The organism is Streptomyces roseicoloratus, from assembly GCF_004117935.1.
GTDB lineage: Bacteria > Actinomycetota > Actinomycetes > Streptomycetales > Streptomycetaceae > Streptomyces > Streptomyces roseicoloratus.
The window spans coordinates 1-19,901 of record NZ_SDOY01000015.1 but is presented as its reverse complement, the minus strand read 5'-3'; the positions used below and the strand labels follow the sequence as shown (position 1 = coordinate 19,901).

Here is a 19,901-nt window from a genome sequence, read left to right as displayed (position 1 = left end):
GGGCCGACGAGAGCTCCTTCGTACGGAACGACCTGGACATCCAGGCTCAGTTCGCGCCGCTCTCGAAGTCCAAGCTCCACGACACAGATCCGCCGCGATGATGACGCACCACGCCGATGGGGGAGCAGGACCATGCTGACGTACGCAGAGATCATGACCACCAACGTCGGGGCACTGACGGCCGCCGCGGACAACTGGCAGTCGATGGCGAGCGAGATCAAGAAGGTCGAGGACCGCTACGGGGTCTCCGACCACGGCATGGCGAGCTTCGACTTCTCTCAGCGCCTCTCCGCGATGGAGCAACTCACCCACGCGCCCGCAGGCAGTGGAAAGGGCCACGAGGCAGGGAAGATTCCCTCGAGCGACCTGGGCGCCGTCACCGGAGCGATGAACTCCATCGGGTCCGACGGGTCCGACGTGATCCTCGACGAACGCAACGGGAAGGTCGCGGCGGCCGACGACATGGCCAGGTACGCCCATCACGGCATCGGCGCCCCGATCACCGGCCTGCCCGTGTTCGGCGACACCGCCCAGCGCTTGGTGCACGCGGCGACGTACGAGTGGTCGAAGGACGTCATCTCGGCGGCCTCGGCGGCAGCGCGGGAGAAGGACTCGGACCACTACTCGGCCGGGCTCGACGGCACGTACAGCCTCATCGACGCCTGGGCCACCGATCGCGGTGGACACCAACGACGAGCACAACGCGAAGAGGGACCCGAACGGGGACGCGTGGCAGGCCATGCGGCGTGAGGCGAAGCAGTCCTACTCGGCGTCCCGCGGCGATGCCGTGGTCAACCTCGGCTGGGAGTAAGTCGGTATGACCAGATCTCGGCGTCTTTCCCGCGGCGCACGCTGGACGGGGGCGCTCACGTTGGTGCTCCTCGTGGTGGCGGGACTCTTCGTGGGTACCGCCACCAACGTGTTCGGACCGGATCGCCTCTGTCACGGCTGGCTGACGCCGGCAGACGTGCAGAAGGCCGTGGGCGGCAGCGGAAGACTCTCGTACACGGATGATTCCGACTCGGCCTGCACGGTGGAGCGCAGCGGATGGGGAATCGGCGGCAGCGACCTCCGGCTGTCCCTCACGGTCACTGCGGAGCCCTCCCGGTTCCCCTTCGAGTCGGGTGCATGGCAGATGTCCGCCGGTGACGGCGTGATGGCCGGAAATACGTCCGGCGCGGTCAACGAGCAAGGCGGCTGGATTCTTCTGCCTGCATCCTGCACATCCGTTACGGAGGGCACGGACAGGAAGGAGCGCCCGGTGCTTCGCGCCACGCTGTCGGGCGTGAAGGCCGATCGGAACGGAATGGCGGGACTTCTCGGAGTCGCCGCCGCCGCCCTCGCCGAAACCTCCGGTTGCGCTCCCGGAGATGCGACGGCGGTCGGAGAGCCTTCGAATCCCTCGAACATCTCCGCCACGCATTTCGGAAAGGTCTGCGCGCTGCCCGGATTCGCCCTGCACAAGATCAGCGGGCCGCGGGGGCAGTCAGTGCACGAGCAGACGTCCGGTTCCACGGACTCGGTGTGGCTCTGCGACCTGTCGTTCACGGACGACGGGAAGAACGGACCCTTCACCCGTCTGGCGATCGTCCGTGATCCTTCCTTCGCCGCCTCGTTGAAGGGCACCCGAGTGGCTCAGGCGCGGTGCGATGGCATCGCCATCTCCTTCCTCCTCGACAACAACACGTACCCCTGGGAGCCCCAGGAACGTGCGGCGTCGGGACTCCCTTCAGAACGGGACGTCGAGGCGGCCTTCGTTGACGCAGCGCGCGCATCGCTCGGCTGCCGGTAAGGACCGCCTCGGTGAGCCCGGGGCAGGAAGAGTGAACGTGACTATTGCGACGCGCCTCGTGAAGGCAGGTCCTGGCCCTGGCGATGGCCTCGCCTCCCCAGCCGGACGAACCGGCGGGGCTGATTCCGCGAGCGGCTGACAGCCGGTCCCCGTGGCACCCATGATGGACACGCAACGAGAGGAGCAGAGCCAGATGGGCACTCAGCAGGAGAAGGACGAGCTGTACGCGCTCGACATCAGCGGCGTCGAGTGGCAGGGCGCTCCCGGTACGAGCCCCGACGAGGAGCGCGTGGAGATCGCCCACCTGCCGGGCGGTGCGATCGCGATGCGCTCGTCGCTCGACCACGACACCGTGCTCCGGTACACGAAGGCGGAGTGGGACGCGTTCGTCCTGGGCGCGAAGGACGGGGAGTTCGACCTGAAGTAGGGCGAGGTCACGCGCAAGGGGTCCGCACCTCCGTGAGGGAGGTGCGGACCCCTTGCACGTGACGCTGTATGCACTTCGGCATCGGGTCACTCCTGCTGAGCGCCGTTGTTCTCGACGGCGCCGCTGGATGCCCTGTTCAGACCGGGAGGGCCGCCGAGGGTACGGCTTCGCCGCTGGACATGAACACTTCCAAGATGCAAACATCGGCGTGGATCTTGAAGAGGGCACGGGGGGGGCGGTCATGCGGCTGAGGCATCGGGGACCGGGCACAGGGGGGCCTGACGGGACCGACGGAGTCAGCCGGGCCGGCAGGTGTCATGTCGCGGATGGGCCCGCACGGCGGCGCGGCAGGCCACCGTGGGTGGGCGTCGTGGCGGGAATGACCGCGGCGGTGCTGACCCTGGCGGGCTGCGGCGCGGGCGATCCGCTGGTCGAGGACGCCAACGAGCAGCTCCGTTCGACGTCGTTCCACTCCTCCGGGACCACGACGGCGTTCTCCGGCGGGACGCAGGAGGCGTGGTGGGACCCGAAGCAGGGCTACCACGTGAAGGCGTCCTGGATCGGCGGCTCAGGCGAGATGTTCTGCAAGGACGGCCGGACGTACACCGGCGTCACCCTCCTCGCCAACGCCCTGAAGGAGAAGGGGCAACCGGTCACGGTGCCGGAGCGGTTGGCCGGCGAGTTCGTGGTCACGGAGACGGAGGGCGGCTGCGAGACGTTCTTCGAGATCCCGGAAGAAGCGGAACGCGCCGCGGGCAACGACCGCACGCTGCACGGCCGGAAGGCCCAGGCCTTCACCATCTCCGCGGCCGGGGGCGCCCGCGACACGTACTACGTCGACGGCGAATCGTCCCGTCTCCTCCTGCTGGAGTCGGCCCGCGGCGGGCGGTCGAGCACGACGGAGTACGACGACTACGGCGAACTGTTCCCGTTCTCGATGCCACAGGACGGCAACACGATGTCGATGGAGGAGTTCCGCCGGCAGGTCACGCCGGGCTGAGCGGGCGAGTCGTGACGCGACAGCGCTGAGCAGGACAGGCGTGCCGGTCGGACGAGCGCCGCTCGCGGACGACGGCAGGCAGAATGCAGCACGGCCCGGGGAGGGCCGGAAGCGGGGAGATCATGGGTTTCGACGAGGAGTGGAGCGCGATGCGCGCTCAGGCTGCCGATCAGCAGGAATCAAGCATGCGGCTGAACCAGCTGCCTGCCGGCCCTTCGGGACCGACGCCGCCGGGGAACCCGGACTTCGGCTCCTCACCGGCGCAGAAACGTGCGGCTGCCGACGCGATCCACAACGAGCTGGAACGCAGCACGAAGACGGCGACGAAGTGGGCCGACGAATCATCGGACGCCGCCGTCAAGGCCTTCGAGGGCTGGCAGACAGCCGTCGGCCTCAAGAAGGTACAGAGCACCTGGGACGATCAGGTCAGGGTTCTTCTGGGCCGCCTGTACGCGGAGGAGAGCAGGCTGCGCAGTGCGTCCGGCTACTTCCTCGGCAACGACCAGCACATCCGAGGGCAGTTCGCGCCCCTGGGAAAGTCACGGATCCACGACATAGAGCCGCCGCGATGACGAGGCACCACGGCAACGGGGGGACGACAGCATGCTGACCTACGCAGAGGTCATGACCACCGACTTCGGGGCCCTGACGACGGCTGCCGACAAGTGGGAATCGATGGCGGGCGAGATCAAGAAGGTCGAGGACCGCTACCGGGACACCGTCCAGAAGATCACCCTCGGACCCGACTGGACCGGCATCAGCGCCGGTGCCGCCCACGTCAACTTCGCCGGCACCCGCTACGAGTACGCAGCCGCCCAGACGCAGGCCAAGGCCGTGGCGTCCCTGCTGCGCGATGCCCATACGCAGTTCGTCGACCTCAAGGGGAAGCTCGACTCGGCGCGGGCCGATGCCGTCGAGGCCGGGATGAAGGTCTCGGAAGCGGGACACGTCTCCTTCGACTACGCCCGGCTCTCCGCGGCCGATCGTCGGGCCTACACCAACGACCCCGAGGGCCAGCGAGTGGTCCGCGAAGGGGTCGCCAAGTGGCAGAAGCACCTCGACGACCGGGTGAAGGCCATCTCCGACGCCGACGAGGGCGTCAAACTCGCTCTCAACGCCGTCGTCGTCGACAGCAACAAGGACATCGGCGGCAAGGGCGACGACCAGTACAACGGCTTCAACGCCGGTGCCAAGGGCGACATCGAACTCTACGAGGCCGACAACGCCAAGGACATCGCCACCCGCATCAACAACGGCGAGAAGGTTTCCGCCGCCGACTACGCCGAGCTCAACCGTTCCTTCCGCGACAACTCTGCGAACAAGGCCTTCAGCCAGACCTTCCTCGCCGGTATCGGTACCGACGGAACGATCAAGCTGGCCAACAAGCTCAACACGAAGGAACACAGGGACCTGGAGCGTGGCCTGGCCAACACTGTGGCAGGAGCGACCCAGGTACCGGGGAAGGTCTCAGACGCGCCCCCGGGGTCGAAGAAGTTCAACGAGTGGCTCAGCAGTCCGGACGGCAGGTTCTACAAGGAGTGGACCGAGAGCCTCGACAAGTCCGGCATCAAGAACTTCGGCTCCAACAGCCAGCCGCTCCACGGCTACCAGACGTTCGTCAGCATGATGCAGCACGCCGACGCGAAGTACGACGACCAGTTCCTCTACCAGCTCGGTGACGACCTGATCGCCGCGGAGAAGAAGAACGAGGGCATCTTCACCAAGTGGGGCGGCGGTTGGGAGGAGAGGGGAATCGAGAGCGACCCGATCGACGGCCTTCTCGGTGTGATGAGCAGGAACCCGGAAGCCGCGACCGCGTTCTTCGACCCTCAAGGCAACGGACCGGCCAGCGACCACGTCGGCAACGACCACCTGAAGTATCTCCTCGGCAGCGGCGACGGAGCCCGGGACTGGCCCGACAATGTCATCACGGGATACAGGGCCACCACCTTCGATGACTACACGAGCCGGATCGGCCTCGGCGCCGCACTCGAAGCCGCCACCACCGGTCGGGAGCCCAACTCGGCCGGAGCCGCCTTCGCACACCACTCCGAGGCCCAGGCCCGAGTGATGCAGGAGACCATCAATGTCCTGGACAAGGACAGCAAGGGCGACACCATCCACCAGAACCTGAAGGTTCCCCTCGGTCGCGCCCTGGCCGACTACACCGTCGACACCCATGCCATTCTCAGCGGCACCGAGCCGAGCAGCCCCGAGGGCAGCTCCGGCATCAACGCCCGTGGCGAGGACTCCAGCATTACCAACAGCAAGCACAGTCTGCTCCGTGTGATGCGGGGTGTGTCCGACGCGGCGTACGAAACGACTTCCGATGGGAAGCCCGTTCTCGTCTACGAGCTTCTGTACGAGAACGAGAAGCGCTACTCGGCCGAGTATCTGGCCACCGCGCGGGATGCCTCTGCCGAAGAGCGAGGAAACGTGGTCGGCGACTGGGACAACAAGGCACGCCACGTCGGCGAAGTGTACGGCGCGATGACGGCCATCGGCTCCGACATGACCCTCGACGACCGCGACACCAAGATCGGCAACCTCAACGATGCCATGCGCTACACGTACCACGGTGTCGGTGGCCTCTTCACCCAGATACCCGTCGTGGGCGACCCCGTCCAGCGCATGATCGACGCAGCCACCTACGAGTACTCCAAGGACGTGTCGGCAGCGGCGGAAGACGTTGCGAGGGACAAGGACAGCAGGACGACCTCAACAGGAGTCGGTGGCACGAACGCCATGATCGATGGATGGGGCACCGCGCAAGGCATCCGGCACACGGAAGCACATGAACACGCGAAGGGCGAGGCCAAGCAGAGCTTCATCACAGGACGCGAGGACGCCTACTCCGCTCTGCGAACGAGGAAATAGCATGAACCACGTCAGCAAACTGGCGGCGGTCGGCCGGAAGGTCGTCGTGCCCCTTCTTGCCCTGGCCGTTCTGGCGGTTGGTGCTCACCTGTGGCTGAACACCAACGTCTTCGGGCGGGACGAGGTGTGCGGAGGGCTCGTGTCCACGGATTCGGCCGCAGCCGTGTTCTCGTCGTCCGGCCGTGTCTCCGACGACAACGGTCTGGACGAACGGTCGGGCGACCGGCTCGCCTTCACCTGTACCGTGACGGCCTCATCCGTTCTGCCAGGCACGGACGACGAACGCATCCGCATCTCGGCAAGCCGGGAACGCGGCGACTTCCCCTTCACCGACAACGGCCGCTTCCCCAACCCGGCAACAGCGTCCTTCTTCTCGGACGGTGCGACCGGAGGAGTCGGCGACGGCCACGGTTGGGTCCTGTTGCCGAGTACCTGCACCACCGGGGCCGGCCCCGCCGTCGTCGAGGGTTACGCACCGCGGGGCTCGGATCCCGTACGGCTCGCCCGCCTCCTGACCGACGTGGCCGGCAAGGCGGCCGAGCGCGCGGGCTGCCGCGCCAAGGAGCCCCTTCGTGCTCCCTCCGCCCTCTCCCGGACTCCCGTCCCTCGACCGATCGAGGGCGGCACGGTATGCGGTCTCACCGGGTTGACGTTTCCCGGGGCTCCGCGGCCCGGCACGATGGAGAGCGTTCAGGACCGCGTCCGCCCCACGTGGGCATGCCGCATCGAGGGGTACGCCACCTACACCGTGACCCAGGACCCGCAGATGGTCGAGGCCATCCGTTCCTCACCCGGATTCGAAGAGCAGCCACCGGCGGGCGACCGACGTGCCTCGGGTTTCGATCCCTGGCATGTGGTGGCCGACTGCGCCGGCGCATCGACGTATTTCTCCCTGGAATTCGGCCCGCGCTACGACGACGCCGCTGGAACGCCCGGAACTCCACGCAGGCAGGACCTGTTCCGCAACTTCGTCGAATCGGCCGGCAAACGGCTCGGCTGCTGACAGAAGCTGGCGAAAGCCTTCGCTGTGGCAGCGGGTTTGCCGAGTCGGCCCGCGGCGGGCGGTCGAGCACGACGGAGTACGACGGAGTACGACGAACTGTTCCCGTTCTCGATGCCACAGGACGGCAGCACGATGTCGATGGAGGAGTTCCGCCGGCAGGTCACGCCGGGCTGAGCGGGCGAGTCGTGACGCGACAGCGCTGAACAGGACAGGCGTGCCGGTCGGACGAGCGCCGCGCGCGTCACCGGAATCCCGGTGATCAGCGGCATGGCACAGCGGACCGTCGACATCGTCCTCAGCGAGCGCCTCTCCATGATCCAGGCCGAGAACGGCCTCCTGACGAAGGAAGGCCTCGCCGCCCGGAACGACCCGGCGAGCGAACCTCAACCGTCAACGTCCACCCGAGACAACGAGTGAGTCATGAAACAGGAGAACGGCCGCCGGATTCCGGCGGCTACGAAGGTCATCGTGCTCGGAGTGTGCCTGGCAGTGCTCGGCGGGATCGGGTCCTGGCTGCTGCTCGGCGGGAACACCGCCGAGGCGTGCAACGGCCTGCCTGAGAACGAGCGGGTGCGGAAGTCCCTGGGCGCGGCCGTGCAACCGGCATGAGCTGTGCCGCCTTCGGCGAGGCTCTGGTGAAGGCCACCGTAGGGAACAAGCCCGGGCTTCACACGCGACAGCAGGCCCAGTCCCTCAAGGACGTGCTCTTCGCCCTCGGGCCGACACAACCCGACGGCATATCCCTCGATCCCGCGCTGCGACTCCCGCTCGCGACGGCGCTGGCGGACTACACGCCCGACGTCCACGAAATGCTCGCCGGTCTCGACTCGACGTACCTCGAGCACGCGGGTCGAGCCGCCCCGCCCTGGGAAGCGGAGGGGACTTACCGCCTCTCGGTTTACGACACGTTCCTTCGTGACGCGCTGCTCGCGGTCTCCGAGGACCCTCACGCCTACGCCGTGCTGAGGACGGCTGACAGCCGTCACGTGCCACGGGCACTGGCCGCGGTCCCCCGTGACGCGAAGGGGTCCGCCATGGCGCTGCCTCCGAGGAAGGGCGCGCGCGTGCTCGGCGTCTTCGACGGCTTGGCGTCCATGGTGACGGACGGCATGGGCGAGGACGACGCGAAGGCCTGGCGGGCCACGGTCGCCCAGGAGGTCGCGGGCGGCCTGGCCACCTCCGGAGCAGGAACGGTCGATACCGGAGCGGACCTTTCGGCCCGCTGGCTCGCGGACTTCCGGAAGGTCCCGGAGGAGGGGCGTTTCGGCCGCTTGAGCGAGCAAGGTGTCGATCTCACCCGCATCTGGCTCACGAGCAGGAACGCGGGCCAGGCAGCAGAGGACCTGCTTGACGAAGTGGCGGACAGCGCGCAGTCCGGTCGGCTTTCCGTGGATCTTCCGTGAACAACGGGTGGCCCCGGTAACGGCCCGCGTGACGCGCAGGAGGATGACTTGTCCCTGACTCCGCACAAGGCGGCCCGTGCGCTCGGCGCTCCTGACGGTGTGGCTTCCCAGGCCATGACGAGACGGGACGGCGGGACGGCGAGCGGTTGGCGTGCCTCGGTCGTCCAGGACCTCGCACTCCGCCTGGCGACTCCGGCGGCGATGACGACCGACGTCGGCGCCGATGCCGGTGCCGGTGCCGGTGCCGGTGCCGATCTCTCCGCCCGCTGGCTCGCGGACTTCGGGAAGGTCCCGGAGGGCGAGCGCTTCGACCGCTTGAGCACGCAAGCAGTCGGCCTCACGCGCATCTGGCTCACGAGCAGGAACACAGGCCAGGTGGCGGAGCACTTCCTCCTTGAGGTGGCGGACAGCGCTGATTCCGGTCGGCGTTCCATGGATCCTTCGTAGGCCACAGGACGGAACGTCCACGGGGGTGTCAGCCAGGGGCGGCGAGTACGGGGGAACGCGAGGAAGGGCTCGCTCCGGTCGGAGCGAGCCCTTCCTCGTTCTCTTGGCGTCCCCGCCGCCAGGGCGGGATCAGCGCAGCGGCCGCGTACCGCGGATCAGTACGCCTCGGTGAACAGGCGCGAGGCCTTGACGTCGGTGGAGCGGTAGCTGTCCTTGCCCTGCTCGACGATCTTGGCGGTCTGCTCGAGGCGGTTCTTCATGTCCTCGGCGCGCTTCTTGTACTTGCCCTGGAGGATCTCGTACTCACGGTGAGCGTCACCGTCCCAGGTGTCGGTGACGACCTTGAGCGCGGTGTCCATCTCGGCGAGGTCCTTGACGATGTTCTGCGAGACCGCGCGGATGCGGTTCGCCATCTCCTGGACGCTCTCGTACCGGACCTTGGTACCCGCGTTGTCGACAGACATGCTGGTTCCCCCTTTACGTCAGATGTTGTTGAGCGACGAGTGGTTCACGGCGGCGAAGGTGGCGCGCACCTCGTCGTCGTTCGCGTTGCTGAGGTTCTTCGTCTCGCCGACGGCGTTGAGGAGAACGCCCAGCAGGCGGCGGATGGTGTCGTGGTCCTCGTTGAGGTTGACCTGGGCCGTCTTGAAGCCCGCCGCACCGACACCGGTCCAGCCGGCCGCGCAGGTCTCGAGGATGTTGGCGAGCTCACGCGCCTGCTTGGTGACCGCGTCGGCCGTCTCCGTGATCTTGTTCTTCGCCTTGACGATCGGATCGTCTGCGAGTCCGAACCCACCGGGAGTGCTCATCTGAAGCTCCTCATGTTGTCGATGCAGTTGTTCATGCGTCTGTCGACGCTCTCCTGCGTACTCCCGCCGCTACGACGAGGCCGATGACGGCGACGACGGCGACGGCACTCGCGGCGATGGCCCAGAGCGGAAAGCCGCCCTCGTCGGACTCCGCGGCCCGGCCGTTGTCCTTGGCCTGGTCGCTACCGCTTGCCCCCGTGTTCTCAGGAGAGGGGGAGGTCTGGGAAGGCTCGGAAGCCTTCGATGTCGGTGTCGTGCTCACACCTCGAGCTGCGAGCAGCGGGTTGACATCGGGGTCACCCGGGTTGCCCTTGCCCTCCAGGAGGACCTGGGCGGGGCGGACGGTCCCGTAACCGATGTACTTGGACGGAACGGGTCCGTCGTGGCCGGCCGTCTCCATCATGACCCGGAGGACCTGGTTCCCGGTCCAGTCGGGGTGGGCGGACCAGATGAGGGCGGCGGTGCCGGAGGCGATGGCGGTGGCTTGGCTGGTGCCGTCGCCGAAGCAGTCCTCGTTCTTGTCCGTGAGGCAGCGCCCGGGAATCTTGACTCCCGGTGCGGCGAGGGCGAGGTGGGAACCGTAGTTGGAGAACTTGGCCACCTTCCCGTTCGGGTCGAGAGCGCCGACTGCGATCACTCCGGGGATGGACGCCGGGTACATCGGATCTCCGATTCCCTCGTTACCGGAGCCGGCGAAGATCAAGGCACCCTTTTTCAGGGCGTAGTCAACCGTTTCCCGCCATTCGGCGGTTCTCTCGGCGTTCGCGTCACCGCCCAAGGAGATGTTGATGACGCGAGCACCGTTGTCCACGGCGTAGCGGATGCCGTCGAACTTCGTCTTGGAGCCGCTCTGCCATGCGTCACCGACCTTCACAGGAAGGATCGTCGCACCTGGGGCGATGCCCTTCACGCCACCGTCGGCCCCCGTGCCGGCGATCGCGAGGGCCATGTTCGTGCCATGGCGGTCGGAGTCGTCCACGATACGACCCGGGCCGCCCGTGTCGACATTTCGTCCAGGAAGCACCTTTCCTCGGAGCTCCGGAAGCGACCCGTCGACACCGGTGTCGATCACAGCGACGGTGATGCCCTTGCCCGTGGCCACCTTCCACATCTCGTCGGCCTTCATCGCGTCCAGGTACCACTGGTGCGATCGCATGTCGTCCGCCGTCGCGGCGGGCGCCGCGACGGTCCAGGTGGCGACGACCGCCGACATGGCGCCGAGCAGCGCTGCCGCGCGGCGCCCGGCGACGCGGGTGAGGGGGGACATCAGGAACGTGCTCCTAGCCGATGACGGGCGGGACGATCTGGCGCTGGCCCGAGGTCCACGTCTCCTCGTCCTCGGACAGGTAGTCGGGGCGGTTGCGCGGCGTGCGCCGCTCCTCCCCTTCCTGCTGCGTCGAAGCGGGCGGACGCACCAGACCCGTACCCCCGGGCGTAAACGCCGGGCGTCCACTCACACCGGACGTCGAGGGCGCACCGATGGTTCCGCCGGGCTGGGTCGCCAGACGGCGGCCGGCGCCGTTCTGGCCGCCCATGGGGCCACCGTGCGGTCCGACGCCGCCCGGGCCGTGCATGCCCGTGGCGCCGCGGCCGTACTGCGCCGCCCGCTCCTCGCCGACGACGGTGCTCATGGGCATGCGGCCCATCGGCTGCCCCGTGACGGGACGGCCGGGCACCTGCTTGCCACCGGTGATGCCTTCGACCCGGCCCATGGGGCCTAGAGTGCTCGGGCCCGGAAGTCCGGTGCGCGGAGCCTGGCTCGGCAGACCCGTGACGGGCAGGCGCGACTGCTGGCCACCGTTCTGCTGGGCCATCGGCGGAGCCACGGGCGGCAGTGAGACGGGGGGCAGCGGCTGGTTGGTCGCCGGAGGAGGCGTCGTGGTGAGTGGAGGCTGCGCCGGCGGCCTGTTCGTGGTCTCCGGCGGCGGCGTCAGCGTCACGGAGTCGAGGTTGGTGTCCACCTCGCTGTCCGGACGGGCCGGCGCGACCGGCGGCGGAGTCGACGGCGGATTCACCGGGTCGGGGATCCGTCGCCCCGTGTCGTTCGGGGTCGACACCTCGGCCCTCGCGAGCGTCGTGTGGCCGGTCTGAGTGGTACCCGAACCTGAGCCCGTACCCGACCCCGCGTACGTCCCTGAACCGGTGCCGTTGCCGACGCCGTACTCCCGCTCGCCGATGACGCCGCTCTCCGTCATCGGCTTGAAGTCCGGCGTCCGCTGCGCCTGCATCTGGTTGCCGGTCGACTCGTAGAACGACGACAGGCGTCGGAGTACGTCGATCCCTTCCTGCAGCTTCGGGCCGGTCTCCGCCTCGATGCGGGCCTTTTCCTTCTCCGGGTCGGCGAAGCACATGCCGGCCGGCTTCGGGAAGCTGGCCTTCGCCTCCGTGAGCGCCTGCGCGGCGGTCCTCATCTCATCGGCCACGACCTTGGTGAAGTCACCGAGGACCAAGGTCTCCCTGACCATCCCCGCGCCCCACTCACGGAAGGCGTTGCCGCCCTCGCCCTCCCACTCCACGCGGGAGATGTAGTGCCGCAGATCACTGGCGATGGACAGGATCTTCGGCGCAGCCGCCGCGAGTGCCTGGCCGGCGCCCGAGAGGTCCTCGGGCTTGGCCGACGCGATCATCGCGTACAGAGCGTCCAGGGACTTCCCCTCGAACTCTCCAGACATCGTGTTCCCTCCCCCGTTTTAGCTGAATCCGCCGGAATCCGTGTCCGCCGTCGGCTTGGCCGGCTTGGCCGGATCCTGCGTCTCGGCCGGATGCTGCTTCCTGTAGTCCTCACGCGCGGTCTCCAGGATCTGGCGGTAGCGGTCGCGCTGTTCCTGGTTCACGTTGTCATAGCCCTTGTGAGCGATCTGCGCCCGGATCCCCATCGCCTCGATCGTCTCGCCGAAGATCTTCGTCAGCTCTTCGAGCCGCGTGCGCACCTTCTCGTACGCCCCGTGCATCTCCGACGCCGCGCTGAAGCCCGTGCCGTACGACGCGGCCGTGACCTTCTGCTCGCCGATCTTCGTGTGCTCGGCCGGCGAGCCCTTCAGCTCGTCGACCAGCTTCTGCATACGCGTCTGGAAGGTCAGGAGCGTCACTTCGCCGACTTCGAGCCCCTGCTTGCCGCCGTCCCCGTTCGGCCCTGCCACTTCAGTTCCCCCTCGTCACACGCACGAACACGCCCACTCTAACGACTTGGTACGACAGTTCCAACTGCAAAGGTACCTACGGATCTCCTGGTAGCGCCTAGGTATGCGCACTCATCTGACGGGCCGTCCGGCGGTTCGTCCCGAGGCGTCGCCGTCGGCCGTCCCTGATCACCACGGCCGTTCCCGACACCACCGCGACCAGCACTCCCGCGATGCCCAGCGCGTACGTGGCCAGGCGTTCCGTGCGTTCCTGCGGGGTTTCCGACAGGGCCATGTAGGCCGGTTCGGGGGCCGGGGGCTTCGGGGGGCCCGGGTCCGGGGTGGGGCCCGTCATGGGTGGTTCGGGGCCGTCCGCCAGGGCGCGGACCGGGTCGACGACGCCCCAACCCACGTGGTTGTCATGGCCGTTGATCGAGCGGATGGCCGTCTGCTCGATCCGGGTGACGACCTGCGAGGCCTTCCACTTCGGGTACTTGGCGCGCAGCAGCGTCGCGACGCCCGCGACGTACGGGGCCGAGAAGCTGGTGCCGTTGTCGACGCACTGGCCGCCGCCGGGCACCGTGGAGACCATGTCGACGCCCGGTGCGGCGACGCCGACGAAGGTGCCGGACTGGGAGAAGGCGGCGCGTTCGTTGTTGCGGTCGGAGGAGGCGACGGCGAGGACGCCGGGGAAGGCCGCCGGGTAGGTGTTCTTCAGTTTGCCGTCCATGCCGTCGTTGCCGGCGGACGCGACGACCACGACGTCCGCGGCGAGCGCGCGGGCCACCGCCTTGGCCAGCGTCGACTCGGGGCCGAGCGGCTGGGTGGTGTCCTGCGAGATGTTGATGACCTTGGCGCCCTTGGCCACGGCGTGGTCGATGGCCTGGGCCATCGTGTCGGACTTGCCGCTGTTCTTCTCGTCGTTCTGCCGGATCGGGATGATGGTCGCCTCGGGTGCGAGGCCGACGAATCCGGTGCCCTTCCGGGGGCGGGCGGCGATGATGCCCGCGACCTTGGTGCCGTGCCCGACCTCGTCGACGGTGCCGTCGGTCTTGCCGCGCTGGTCGTTGCCCGCGGTCGCGTTCTCCTTGAGCGGCTTCAGGTAGTCCTTGCCGGACTTGGCGTCGACGGCGGACTTGAGCTGCGGGTTGACGTCGTCGACGCCGGTGTCGATGACGGCGACGCGGACGCCCTTGCCCTTGGTGTCCTGCCACAGTTCGTCGAGCAGCACCCGCTGGAGCGACCAGGGGGTGCCCTCGATCTGCTTCTTCATCGGGAAGGTGCATTCGCCGCTGCCGTCGATCCCGATCGGCCGGGGAGCGGTAGCGCCGTAGGCCGCGCCGGCCGTCGAAGCCCCGCCGGGCGCGCCGGCCGCCAAGGCTCCGCCGGCCGCCGCAGCCTGCGGGGCCGTCGCGAGGACGGTGGTCAGGGTCGCGGTCGCCAGCAGCGTCCCCGGGCGGGTACGCCGAATACGGCGGGTACGCCGGGCACGGCGGGTACGGGACGTCGTCACCGGTGCCTCCCCTCTCACGAACCCTGCGGCTGACGCGCGCTGTTGGTGTCCAGGCGCGGGCCCTTCGACAGGAACTCGGACCACTCGATCGGGACGAGCACGGGCGTGACCTTCTCGTACCCGAGGCGCTTCTGCGCGTCGGACGGCTCCGGCCGCCCGTCGCTGGGCTTCTGCTGGTTGCCGGTGCCGATCTCGGAGCGGTCGGAGTCGCTGTCGCCGTTGGCCTGGACGGCGTAGCGCAGTCCGGTGTCGGTCACGAGGAAGAGCGAGCCGCCGGAGGCGGACTGCCCGCCCTGGATCTGGGTGTAGAGCAGGCCGGTGCCGGGGGTGACGTACGTGCTGGTGCCGCCGGCGGTGATGTCGGCGGGGTACGCGGGGCCGGCCCAGGTCGACAGGGTGGTCCTGCCCTTGCCGTCGACCTTCTCCAGGACGGAGCAGATCGTGTCGCGGGAGCCGTCGCCGCCCACCGAGTTGACCTGCTCGGACTGGCGCTCGGGCCAGCGCAGTTCGGCGCCGAACATCTTGCTCTCGGGGGTGAGCGAGGCCGCGTCCACGGGCGTGGCCTTGCCGGCCATGTCGAGGATGTCGGTCTTCGGGGACTGGATGATCAGCCAGGCGGTGAAGGGGGAGACGGGCTGCACCTTGCCCTCCAGCACCACGTAGTGCTGGGGGCCGGAGCCGGTCTGGGCGAGGAGCACCATGCCGACCTTGTCCTGGGCGGGCGTGAGGCCGCCGCGGACGTGGGCGTCGGCGCCCACCGCGCCGGGGATCTCCGGGTAGTCGACGGGGCTGCCGGTCTTGAGGGTGGCCAGCCAGTCGTCGGTGACCTGCTGCGGCTCGCGGTTGACGCCGAACAGCGCGGTGACGAGGCCCTGGGACTTCTCGTTGACGCGGTACTTGGTGCCGGTGTGGTCGATCAGGTACTGGGCGCTCTCCTTCTGGCCCTTCACGTACAGGACCTGACCGGCTTTCAGCTTGTTGCCGTTGTCGGTGCGGCCCAGGTCCCGCTTGGCGAAGAGGAAGGTGGCCTTCTGCACGTTGCCGCCGTTGCCGCCGCCGGGCTGTTCGCACACGGCCCAGCGCTTGGCGGTGCCCGCGTCCGTCTCGCCGGGGAGGCGGTCGGGGGCGTACGGGATGCCGAGGATCGGACCGCGCGGCGGCTTGCCCATGTCCAGCGTCTTGTCGTCGACCTGGATGACCTTGAAGTCGTCCGGGTTGAGCAGCAGCCGCGCGGAGGCGAGGTTGAGCACCGGGTGGAGCAGGGTCTTCTTGTCCTTGCCCTTGCCGGTGGTGAGGACCACGTAGCGGGTGGTCGACTGCTTGCCGACGATGACCTTCTTGCCGGGCTCGTCCCAGCCCTTGGGCGCGGTCGGCTTGAACATGCCCCAGGCGCCGAAGCCGGCGATGACGAGGGCACCGACGATGACCCCGGGAAGCACCGCCCGCAGCGCCTTGGGCGCTCCCTCTTCCGTGCCCGAGGGCGAAGGTTGGAGGAATGCCGCGACCGTGCGCTTCTTCGCAAAGGTGTACGCGTTGAGCTCGTCCCGCCGTGATGCCATGAGTCCCCATTTTCGTCAGGCGCAGTCTTCGCGCGGGTGTCCGGGGAGCATGGCGCCCGGGCCCCGGCTGGTCGGACCGGCCCCCTACTATGCCTGCTGTCCGTCGGTGCTCGTGGGGCGGGTAGGGTGATCCGGCCGCCAAAGGCCTGGCGGGCCAGGGTGATCGGGACGAATTGAGGGGGATTCTCCATCATGGCTTCCGCGACGCGGACGCGCTCCGCTGCGGCCGGGTCCACTGCCGCGCCCCCCACCGCTCCCCTTCCGGGGCCCGGTTCGCCGGTTTCGTCGTCGGTGTCGCCGAGGCTCCAGGCACGTCCGGGACACTTCGGTGCGTTCCGATTGCAACAGCTCGTACTGATCGAGGTGGCGGCGGCGGTGCTCGTCGTGGCCGCGGTCGTCGACAAGCTGATGCTGGTGCCCGCCGGTGTGGTCGCGGCGCTGCTGGTGCTGCTCGCCGTCGTGCGGCGGCACCGGCGCTCGCTTCCCGAGTGGCTCTCCACCTTCTTCGCGCTGCGCGCCAGGGCCCGCCGGGCCGCGTCCTTCACCGTGCCGGAGGGCACGGAGCCGGGTCTCGCCCCGGTCGTGGAGTGCGATCCGGCGCTGCGGACCTACGCGTACAGCGACCGCGACCGGCGCCCGATCGGGATGATCGGCGACGGGACCTTCCTCACCGCCGTCGTGCGGGTCGAGTCGGAGTCCTCGGCGCTGCGTCCGGACCGCGGGGCGCACCCGCTGCCGATGGGGCTCGTCCGGGACGTGCTGTCCGTGGACGGCATCCGGCTCGAGTCGGCGCAGGTCGTGCAGCACACCCAGCCGGCGCCCGCGCCGCACCTGCCCGCGCAGTCGATGGCGGCCCGCAACTACGGGCCGCTGCAGGCCCAGACGGGTTCGCCCGCGGTCCGGATCACCTGGATCGCGCTCAAGCTGGATCCGGAGCTGTGCGCCGAGGCGGTCGAGGCGCGCGGCGGCGGCATGCAGGGTGCGCAGAAGTGCCTGGTGCGGGCGGCGGACCAGCTGGCGAGCCGGCTGGCCGGTGCGGGCTTCAAGGCCACGGTGCTCACCGAGCAGGAGCTGACCTCGGCGCTCGCCACGTCCACCTGCGCGAGCCCGATGGCGATAGCGCAGGCGGGTCGCGGCCAGGCGCAGGCGCGGCGCACCCAGGAGACGGCGCGCACCTGGCGGGTCGACGACCGGCGCCACACGACGTACTGGGTGGGGCGCTGGCCCCAGCTGGGCGCCGGAGGCGGCGCGGGCGCGTCGATGCCGCAGCTGGTGGCGCTGCTGACCTCGCTTCCGGCGCTCGCGACGACCTTCAGCCTGACGCTGAGCGGCGGTGACCGTCAGGAGGTGACGGTCACCGGTCATGTACGGATCACCGGGCGCAGCGACGAGGAGCTGGTGGCGGCCCGGCACGAACTGGAGCGCGCGGCGCGCGGCGTGAAGACGGGTCTGGTGCGGCTCGACCGCGAACAGGTGCCGGGCATGCTGGCGACGCTGCCGCTGGGGGGTGCGCGCTGATGACGACTTCGACGGGTCCGGGAAACCCGGCGAACCAGCAGGGGAACCGCACCCTTGCCCCAGGGCAGGTCCAGGGTTACGGCCAGGGCCAGGTCCCGGTGAACCCGCCGTACCAGGCGGGCTCCCAGGGTCCCGCGCATCAGGCCGGAGCCGGACCGGCCGCCGGTGGTCAGGCCGCCGGCGGGCCCCTGCCGGGCGGCGCGGGCGGTGGGGTCGTCGGCGGGGTTCCCGGTGGCGGCAGAGCCGCGGCGCGGCGGTCCCGTACGGGCGGTGCCCGCACCGGGCGGCGTACGGGCGGCCGCGGCGGCGCGCCCCGGTTCGGCTTCGGGCTCATCGGCCCGCGCCGCGACCGCCACGCGGCGCCCATGGACCAACTCGACGCGCTGGCACTGCCGTTGGGCGACGACGGCGTGGTCATCGGCGTGGACGCCGAGAGCAGGCCGGCGGTGCTCGGCATCAACCGGCCCGCCCCGTACGACGTCACGCTGATCGGCGGTCTGTGGACCGCGCAGGTGCTCGCGCTGCGCGCGGCGGCGACCGGCGTCCGCATCGCCGTCGAGACCGGCCGCGCGCAGGCCTGGACGGCGCTCGCCCAGGCGGCGGGCGGCGGGCAGCCCTGCATCACCCTGCACGACGTGGGCCGGGTGCCGCCGCAGGGCGCGTCCGCGGGCAGCCCGGTGGTCGTCGTCCGCGACTGCGGCATGCGCCCGCCACGCGGCCGGGTCGTGTCCGGCCCCTGGCAGTCGGTGGTGACGCTGCTCCCCTATCTGAGCCCGGTGGCGCCGCGGCTCCTGGAGAAGTCCTCGCTCGTCGGCGTGCAGCGGGTCTCGCCCGACGAGGCCACGCAGATCGGACGCATCATGGGTCTGCAGCGCGCCGAGTGGGAGGCCCTGTCGACGCTGGCCGACGGGGTGACCCTCTGGTGCACGCCGCGCGACCGGCAGTTCGTGATGACGCAGGCCACGGACGCCGAGACCGGATTGTTGGGCGCCGCCCGCCGGATGGACTGAGCCGGAGCGTCGGCACGACATCTTCACGAACCTGTCCGGTTTTGTGCAGGTTTGGAGCACCGGGGTTTCACTCTCCGGTACCCGTGGGTCACTTGAGGGACCCGGCCGATCCGCGCGGCGGGCGGCGGCGGGCCGTCGGCCCTGCCCCAGGGGCACGGCTGGCGTTTAGGGTGGGAGGTGCCCGCCCACGACGGCACAAGGGTGCGCGACCACACCAGGAGGCAAAGTGAACCGCGATCGGGACGAGATCAACGGGGGTTGGAACCCACCCGTCGACGATCAGTCCGACGCAGATCCCGCAGAGATGACGGGTGAGTTCACCATCGACTACACCCCGCCGGCCTGGTACACGCAGAACGCGACGGTCGGTACGGGTGGCGGTGCGCCCACGCCTCCGCCGCCGACCGGCGCGCCGGTCGCCGTCCCCGGCGTCCCGGCGGGCGGCGGTTTCGAGCCCAACTGGGGCGCCGTACCGCCCTCTCCGGCGCCCCCCGCCCCGGCCGCCCCGGCCCCGGTCCCCGCTGCTCCGGCCCCGTTCCCGGCTGCTCCGGATCCGGCCAACCAGACTCCCGCCCCGCCCGCCCCGGCTCCGGTGGCCCCGGCTCCGGTCGTGCCCGCGCAGACCGCTCCCGCCGTACCGGCCCCGGGCGCGCACGCCCCGGGCGATCCGGCCCCGGCCGTACCCGCTCCGTTCGCGCCGCCTGCCTCCGGTCCGGCCGGGCCTGTTCCTCCGGTCGCGCCCGTTCCTCCGGTCGCGCCCACGACCGACGCGTCCGCGTCCGCATCCGCGCCCGGCGCCGTGCCGTTCGGCGGCGGGGACGTGGAGAGCGGCGCGACCATGCGCTTCTCCCCCGCCGCTCTGAAGCGCGAGATGGCGGAGCTGGCCGAGCAGCAGCAGGCCGGTGCGGAGGACCCCCGTGCCACGGCCACGGCGTCCGCGCCCGACCCCTCCGAGCCCGCGCCCCTTCCCGAGGCCGCCCCGCTGGACACGTCCGGTGAAGCGGCCGCCTCCTCCGCCTCCGCGCCCGAGGAGACGCCGGGTGCGGCCGAGGCGAGCGAGGCGCCCTCCGTCGCGCCCACGGCCTCCGAGGACGGCGCGAACCCGTCGACCGCCGACGGCGGACCGGCCCCGGCAGACGCGGAGCCCGAGACGAACGAGGCCGCCGAGCACAGCGCGGCCGGCACGCCGCAGCCCGCGGACGCCGCAGCCGCGACTACCTCCGCCCCGGCGGACGCCACCGACGGCCCCGCCACCACCGAGGCCGCCGAGCCGACCGGATCCGGCCCGGCGGACGCCGGCCAAGGCACCGGCGCGGACGCCGGCCCCGGCACCGATGCGGAAGCCGCCACCGAAGCGGCACCCGAATCCGATGCCGCTCCCACGCTCGCCGCCCCCACGCCCGCCGCCCCGGCGCCGGCCTCCG

At 70.0% G+C, this 19,901-nt stretch carries 21 protein-coding genes; 14 read left to right on the top strand and 7 right to left on the bottom strand.

The genetic code is table 11. From position 1 onward, the window contains the following. Positions 1-132 precede the first annotated feature (132 nt). The 11 genes from ESG85_RS01395 to ESG85_RS01350 all read left to right on the top strand — a co-directional run bounded on the left by ESG85_RS01395 (position 133) and on the right by ESG85_RS01350 (position 8,949). Positions 133-750 (top strand): hypothetical protein, encoded by a 618-nt coding sequence (locus ESG85_RS01395; RefSeq protein WP_128976155.1) that lies wholly within the window; start codon positions 133-135, stop codon positions 748-750. Between the two features lie 67 nt (positions 751-817). Further along, positions 818-1,792, top strand: coding sequence for a hypothetical protein (locus tag ESG85_RS01390; RefSeq protein ID WP_128976154.1), 975 nt, complete (start codon positions 818-820; stop codon positions 1,790-1,792). Positions 1,793-1,985: 193 nt separating this feature from the next. Continuing rightward, entirely contained in the window at positions 1,986-2,219 is a 234-nt protein-coding gene (locus tag ESG85_RS01385) for a DUF397 domain-containing protein (RefSeq protein ID WP_128976153.1), read from the top strand. A 370-nt stretch (positions 2,220-2,589) separates the two neighbouring features. Beyond that, entirely contained in the window at positions 2,590-3,219 is a 630-nt protein-coding gene (locus ESG85_RS01380; protein WP_128976152.1) for a hypothetical protein, read from the top strand. Between the two features lie 122 nt (positions 3,220-3,341). Then, a complete protein-coding gene (locus ESG85_RS01375; protein ID WP_128976151.1) occupies positions 3,342-3,791 on the top strand; it encodes a hypothetical protein in 450 nt (149 codons plus the stop codon). A gap of 31 nt (positions 3,792-3,822) precedes the next feature. Next, positions 3,823-6,096 (top strand): DUF6571 family protein, encoded by a 2,274-nt coding sequence (locus tag ESG85_RS01370; RefSeq protein WP_128976150.1) that lies wholly within the window; start codon positions 3,823-3,825, stop codon positions 6,094-6,096. Position 6,097: 1 nt separating this feature from the next. Beyond that, positions 6,098-7,099 (top strand): hypothetical protein, encoded by a 1,002-nt coding sequence (locus ESG85_RS01365; protein WP_128976149.1) that lies wholly within the window; start codon positions 6,098-6,100, stop codon positions 7,097-7,099. 267 nt (positions 7,100-7,366) lie between these two features. Beyond that, positions 7,367-7,516 carry a hypothetical protein gene (locus tag ESG85_RS34805; protein ID WP_164986134.1) on the top strand — a complete coding sequence of 50 codons (150 nt, stop codon included), beginning with the start codon at positions 7,367-7,369 and terminating at the stop codon, positions 7,514-7,516. 3 nt (positions 7,517-7,519) lie between these two features. After that, positions 7,520-7,708: a flagellar basal body-associated FliL family protein gene (locus tag ESG85_RS01360; RefSeq protein WP_128976148.1), complete on the top strand. Its 189-nt coding sequence runs from the start codon at positions 7,520-7,522 to the stop codon at positions 7,706-7,708. Beyond that, the gene (locus ESG85_RS01355; protein ID WP_128976147.1) at positions 7,705-8,502 is read left to right on the top strand and encodes a hypothetical protein; all 798 of its coding nucleotides are present in this window, start codon (positions 7,705-7,707) and stop codon (positions 8,500-8,502) included. Before ESG85_RS01360 ends, ESG85_RS01355 begins: the two co-directional genes overlap by 4 nt. A gap of 201 nt (positions 8,503-8,703) precedes the next feature. Continuing rightward, the gene (locus ESG85_RS01350; RefSeq protein WP_128976146.1) at positions 8,704-8,949 is read left to right on the top strand and encodes a hypothetical protein; all 246 of its coding nucleotides are present in this window, start codon (positions 8,704-8,706) and stop codon (positions 8,947-8,949) included. Positions 8,950-9,104: 155 nt separating this feature from the next. Here ESG85_RS01350 and ESG85_RS01345 read toward each other — a convergent pair whose 3' ends face one another. The 7 genes from ESG85_RS01345 to eccB all read right to left on the bottom strand — a co-directional run bounded on the left by ESG85_RS01345 (position 9,105) and on the right by eccB (position 15,949). Then, positions 9,105-9,413: a WXG100 family type VII secretion target gene (locus ESG85_RS01345; protein WP_128976145.1), complete on the bottom strand. Its 309-nt coding sequence runs from the start codon at positions 9,411-9,413 to the stop codon at positions 9,105-9,107. Between the two features lie 18 nt (positions 9,414-9,431). Then, positions 9,432-9,758, bottom strand: coding sequence for a hypothetical protein (locus ESG85_RS01340; protein ID WP_128976144.1), 327 nt, complete (start codon positions 9,756-9,758; stop codon positions 9,432-9,434). 31 nt (positions 9,759-9,789) lie between these two features. Then, the gene (locus ESG85_RS01335) at positions 9,790-10,971 is read right to left on the bottom strand and encodes a S8 family peptidase (RefSeq protein ID WP_128976143.1); all 1,182 of its coding nucleotides are present in this window, start codon (positions 10,969-10,971) and stop codon (positions 9,790-9,792) included. A gap of 67 nt (positions 10,972-11,038) precedes the next feature. After that, entirely contained in the window at positions 11,039-12,430 is a 1,392-nt protein-coding gene (locus tag ESG85_RS01330; protein ID WP_128976142.1) for a hypothetical protein, read from the bottom strand. Between the two features lie 18 nt (positions 12,431-12,448). Then, complete coding sequence (locus ESG85_RS01325; RefSeq protein WP_128976141.1) at positions 12,449-12,898, bottom strand: hypothetical protein; 450 nt, start codon at positions 12,896-12,898, stop codon at positions 12,449-12,451. A gap of 97 nt (positions 12,899-12,995) precedes the next feature. Next, a complete protein-coding gene (gene mycP, locus ESG85_RS01320) occupies positions 12,996-14,150 on the bottom strand; it encodes a type VII secretion-associated serine protease mycosin (RefSeq protein WP_128976168.1) in 1,155 nt (384 codons plus the stop codon). A gap of 254 nt (positions 14,151-14,404) precedes the next feature. After that, complete coding sequence (gene eccB / locus ESG85_RS01315; RefSeq protein WP_128976140.1) at positions 14,405-15,949, bottom strand: type VII secretion protein EccB; 1,545 nt, start codon at positions 15,947-15,949, stop codon at positions 14,405-14,407. A 192-nt stretch (positions 15,950-16,141) separates the two neighbouring features. Between eccB and eccE the strand changes: the two genes are divergently transcribed. From eccE to ESG85_RS01300, 3 genes are all read left to right on the top strand, one after another. Further along, complete coding sequence (eccE, locus tag ESG85_RS01310) at positions 16,142-17,467, top strand: type VII secretion protein EccE (RefSeq protein WP_128976139.1); 1,326 nt, start codon at positions 16,142-16,144, stop codon at positions 17,465-17,467. 365 nt (positions 17,468-17,832) lie between these two features. Further along, the gene (locus tag ESG85_RS01305) at positions 17,833-18,477 is read left to right on the top strand and encodes a hypothetical protein (RefSeq protein WP_246094762.1); all 645 of its coding nucleotides are present in this window, start codon (positions 17,833-17,835) and stop codon (positions 18,475-18,477) included. Between the two features lie 226 nt (positions 18,478-18,703). Next, on the top strand, positions 18,704-19,901 hold a 1,198-nt coding region (locus tag ESG85_RS01300), incomplete at its 3' end, for an SCO5717 family growth-regulating ATPase (RefSeq protein WP_281287976.1).

What these genes read in the sequence shown, in the direction of transcription:
- ESG85_RS01395 (WP_128976155.1), top strand. Translation starts at nt 133, where the DNA reads ATGCTGACGTACGCAGAGATCATGACCACCAACGTCGGGGCACTGACG.
- ESG85_RS01390 (WP_128976154.1), top strand. Translation starts at nt 818, where the DNA reads ATGACCAGATCTCGGCGTCTTTCCCGCGGCGCACGCTGGACGGGGGCG.
- ESG85_RS01385 (WP_128976153.1), top strand. Translation starts at nt 1,986, where the DNA reads ATGGGCACTCAGCAGGAGAAGGACGAGCTGTACGCGCTCGACATCAGC.
- ESG85_RS01375 (WP_128976151.1), top strand. Translation starts at nt 3,342, where the DNA reads ATGGGTTTCGACGAGGAGTGGAGCGCGATGCGCGCTCAGGCTGCCGAT.
- ESG85_RS01370 (WP_128976150.1), top strand. Translation starts at nt 3,823, where the DNA reads ATGCTGACCTACGCAGAGGTCATGACCACCGACTTCGGGGCCCTGACG.
- ESG85_RS01365 (WP_128976149.1), top strand. Translation starts at nt 6,098, where the DNA reads ATGAACCACGTCAGCAAACTGGCGGCGGTCGGCCGGAAGGTCGTCGTG.
- ESG85_RS34805 (WP_164986134.1), top strand. Translation starts at nt 7,367, where the DNA reads ATGGCACAGCGGACCGTCGACATCGTCCTCAGCGAGCGCCTCTCCATG.
- ESG85_RS01360 (WP_128976148.1), top strand. Translation starts at nt 7,520, where the DNA reads ATGAAACAGGAGAACGGCCGCCGGATTCCGGCGGCTACGAAGGTCATC.
- ESG85_RS01355 (WP_128976147.1), top strand. Translation starts at nt 7,705, where the DNA reads ATGAGCTGTGCCGCCTTCGGCGAGGCTCTGGTGAAGGCCACCGTAGGG.
- ESG85_RS01350 (WP_128976146.1), top strand. Translation starts at nt 8,704, where the DNA reads ATGACGACCGACGTCGGCGCCGATGCCGGTGCCGGTGCCGGTGCCGGT.
- ESG85_RS01345 (WP_128976145.1), bottom strand. Translation starts at nt 9,413, where the DNA reads ATGTCTGTCGACAACGCGGGTACCAAGGTCCGGTACGAGAGCGTCCAG.
- ESG85_RS01340 (WP_128976144.1), bottom strand. Translation starts at nt 9,758, where the DNA reads ATGAGCACTCCCGGTGGGTTCGGACTCGCAGACGATCCGATCGTCAAG.
- ESG85_RS01335 (WP_128976143.1), bottom strand. Translation starts at nt 10,971, where the DNA reads ATGTCGGCGGTCGTCGCCACCTGGACCGTCGCGGCGCCCGCCGCGACG.
- ESG85_RS01330 (WP_128976142.1), bottom strand. Translation starts at nt 12,430, where the DNA reads ATGTCTGGAGAGTTCGAGGGGAAGTCCCTGGACGCTCTGTACGCGATG.
- mycP (WP_128976168.1), bottom strand. Translation starts at nt 14,150, where the DNA reads ATGAAGAAGCAGATCGAGGGCACCCCCTGGTCGCTCCAGCGGGTGCTG.
- eccB (WP_128976140.1), bottom strand. Translation starts at nt 15,949, where the DNA reads ATGGCATCACGGCGGGACGAGCTCAACGCGTACACCTTTGCGAAGAAG.
- eccE (WP_128976139.1), top strand. Translation starts at nt 16,142, where the DNA reads ATGGCTTCCGCGACGCGGACGCGCTCCGCTGCGGCCGGGTCCACTGCC.
- ESG85_RS01305 (WP_246094762.1), top strand. Translation starts at nt 17,833, where the DNA reads ATGGACCAACTCGACGCGCTGGCACTGCCGTTGGGCGACGACGGCGTG.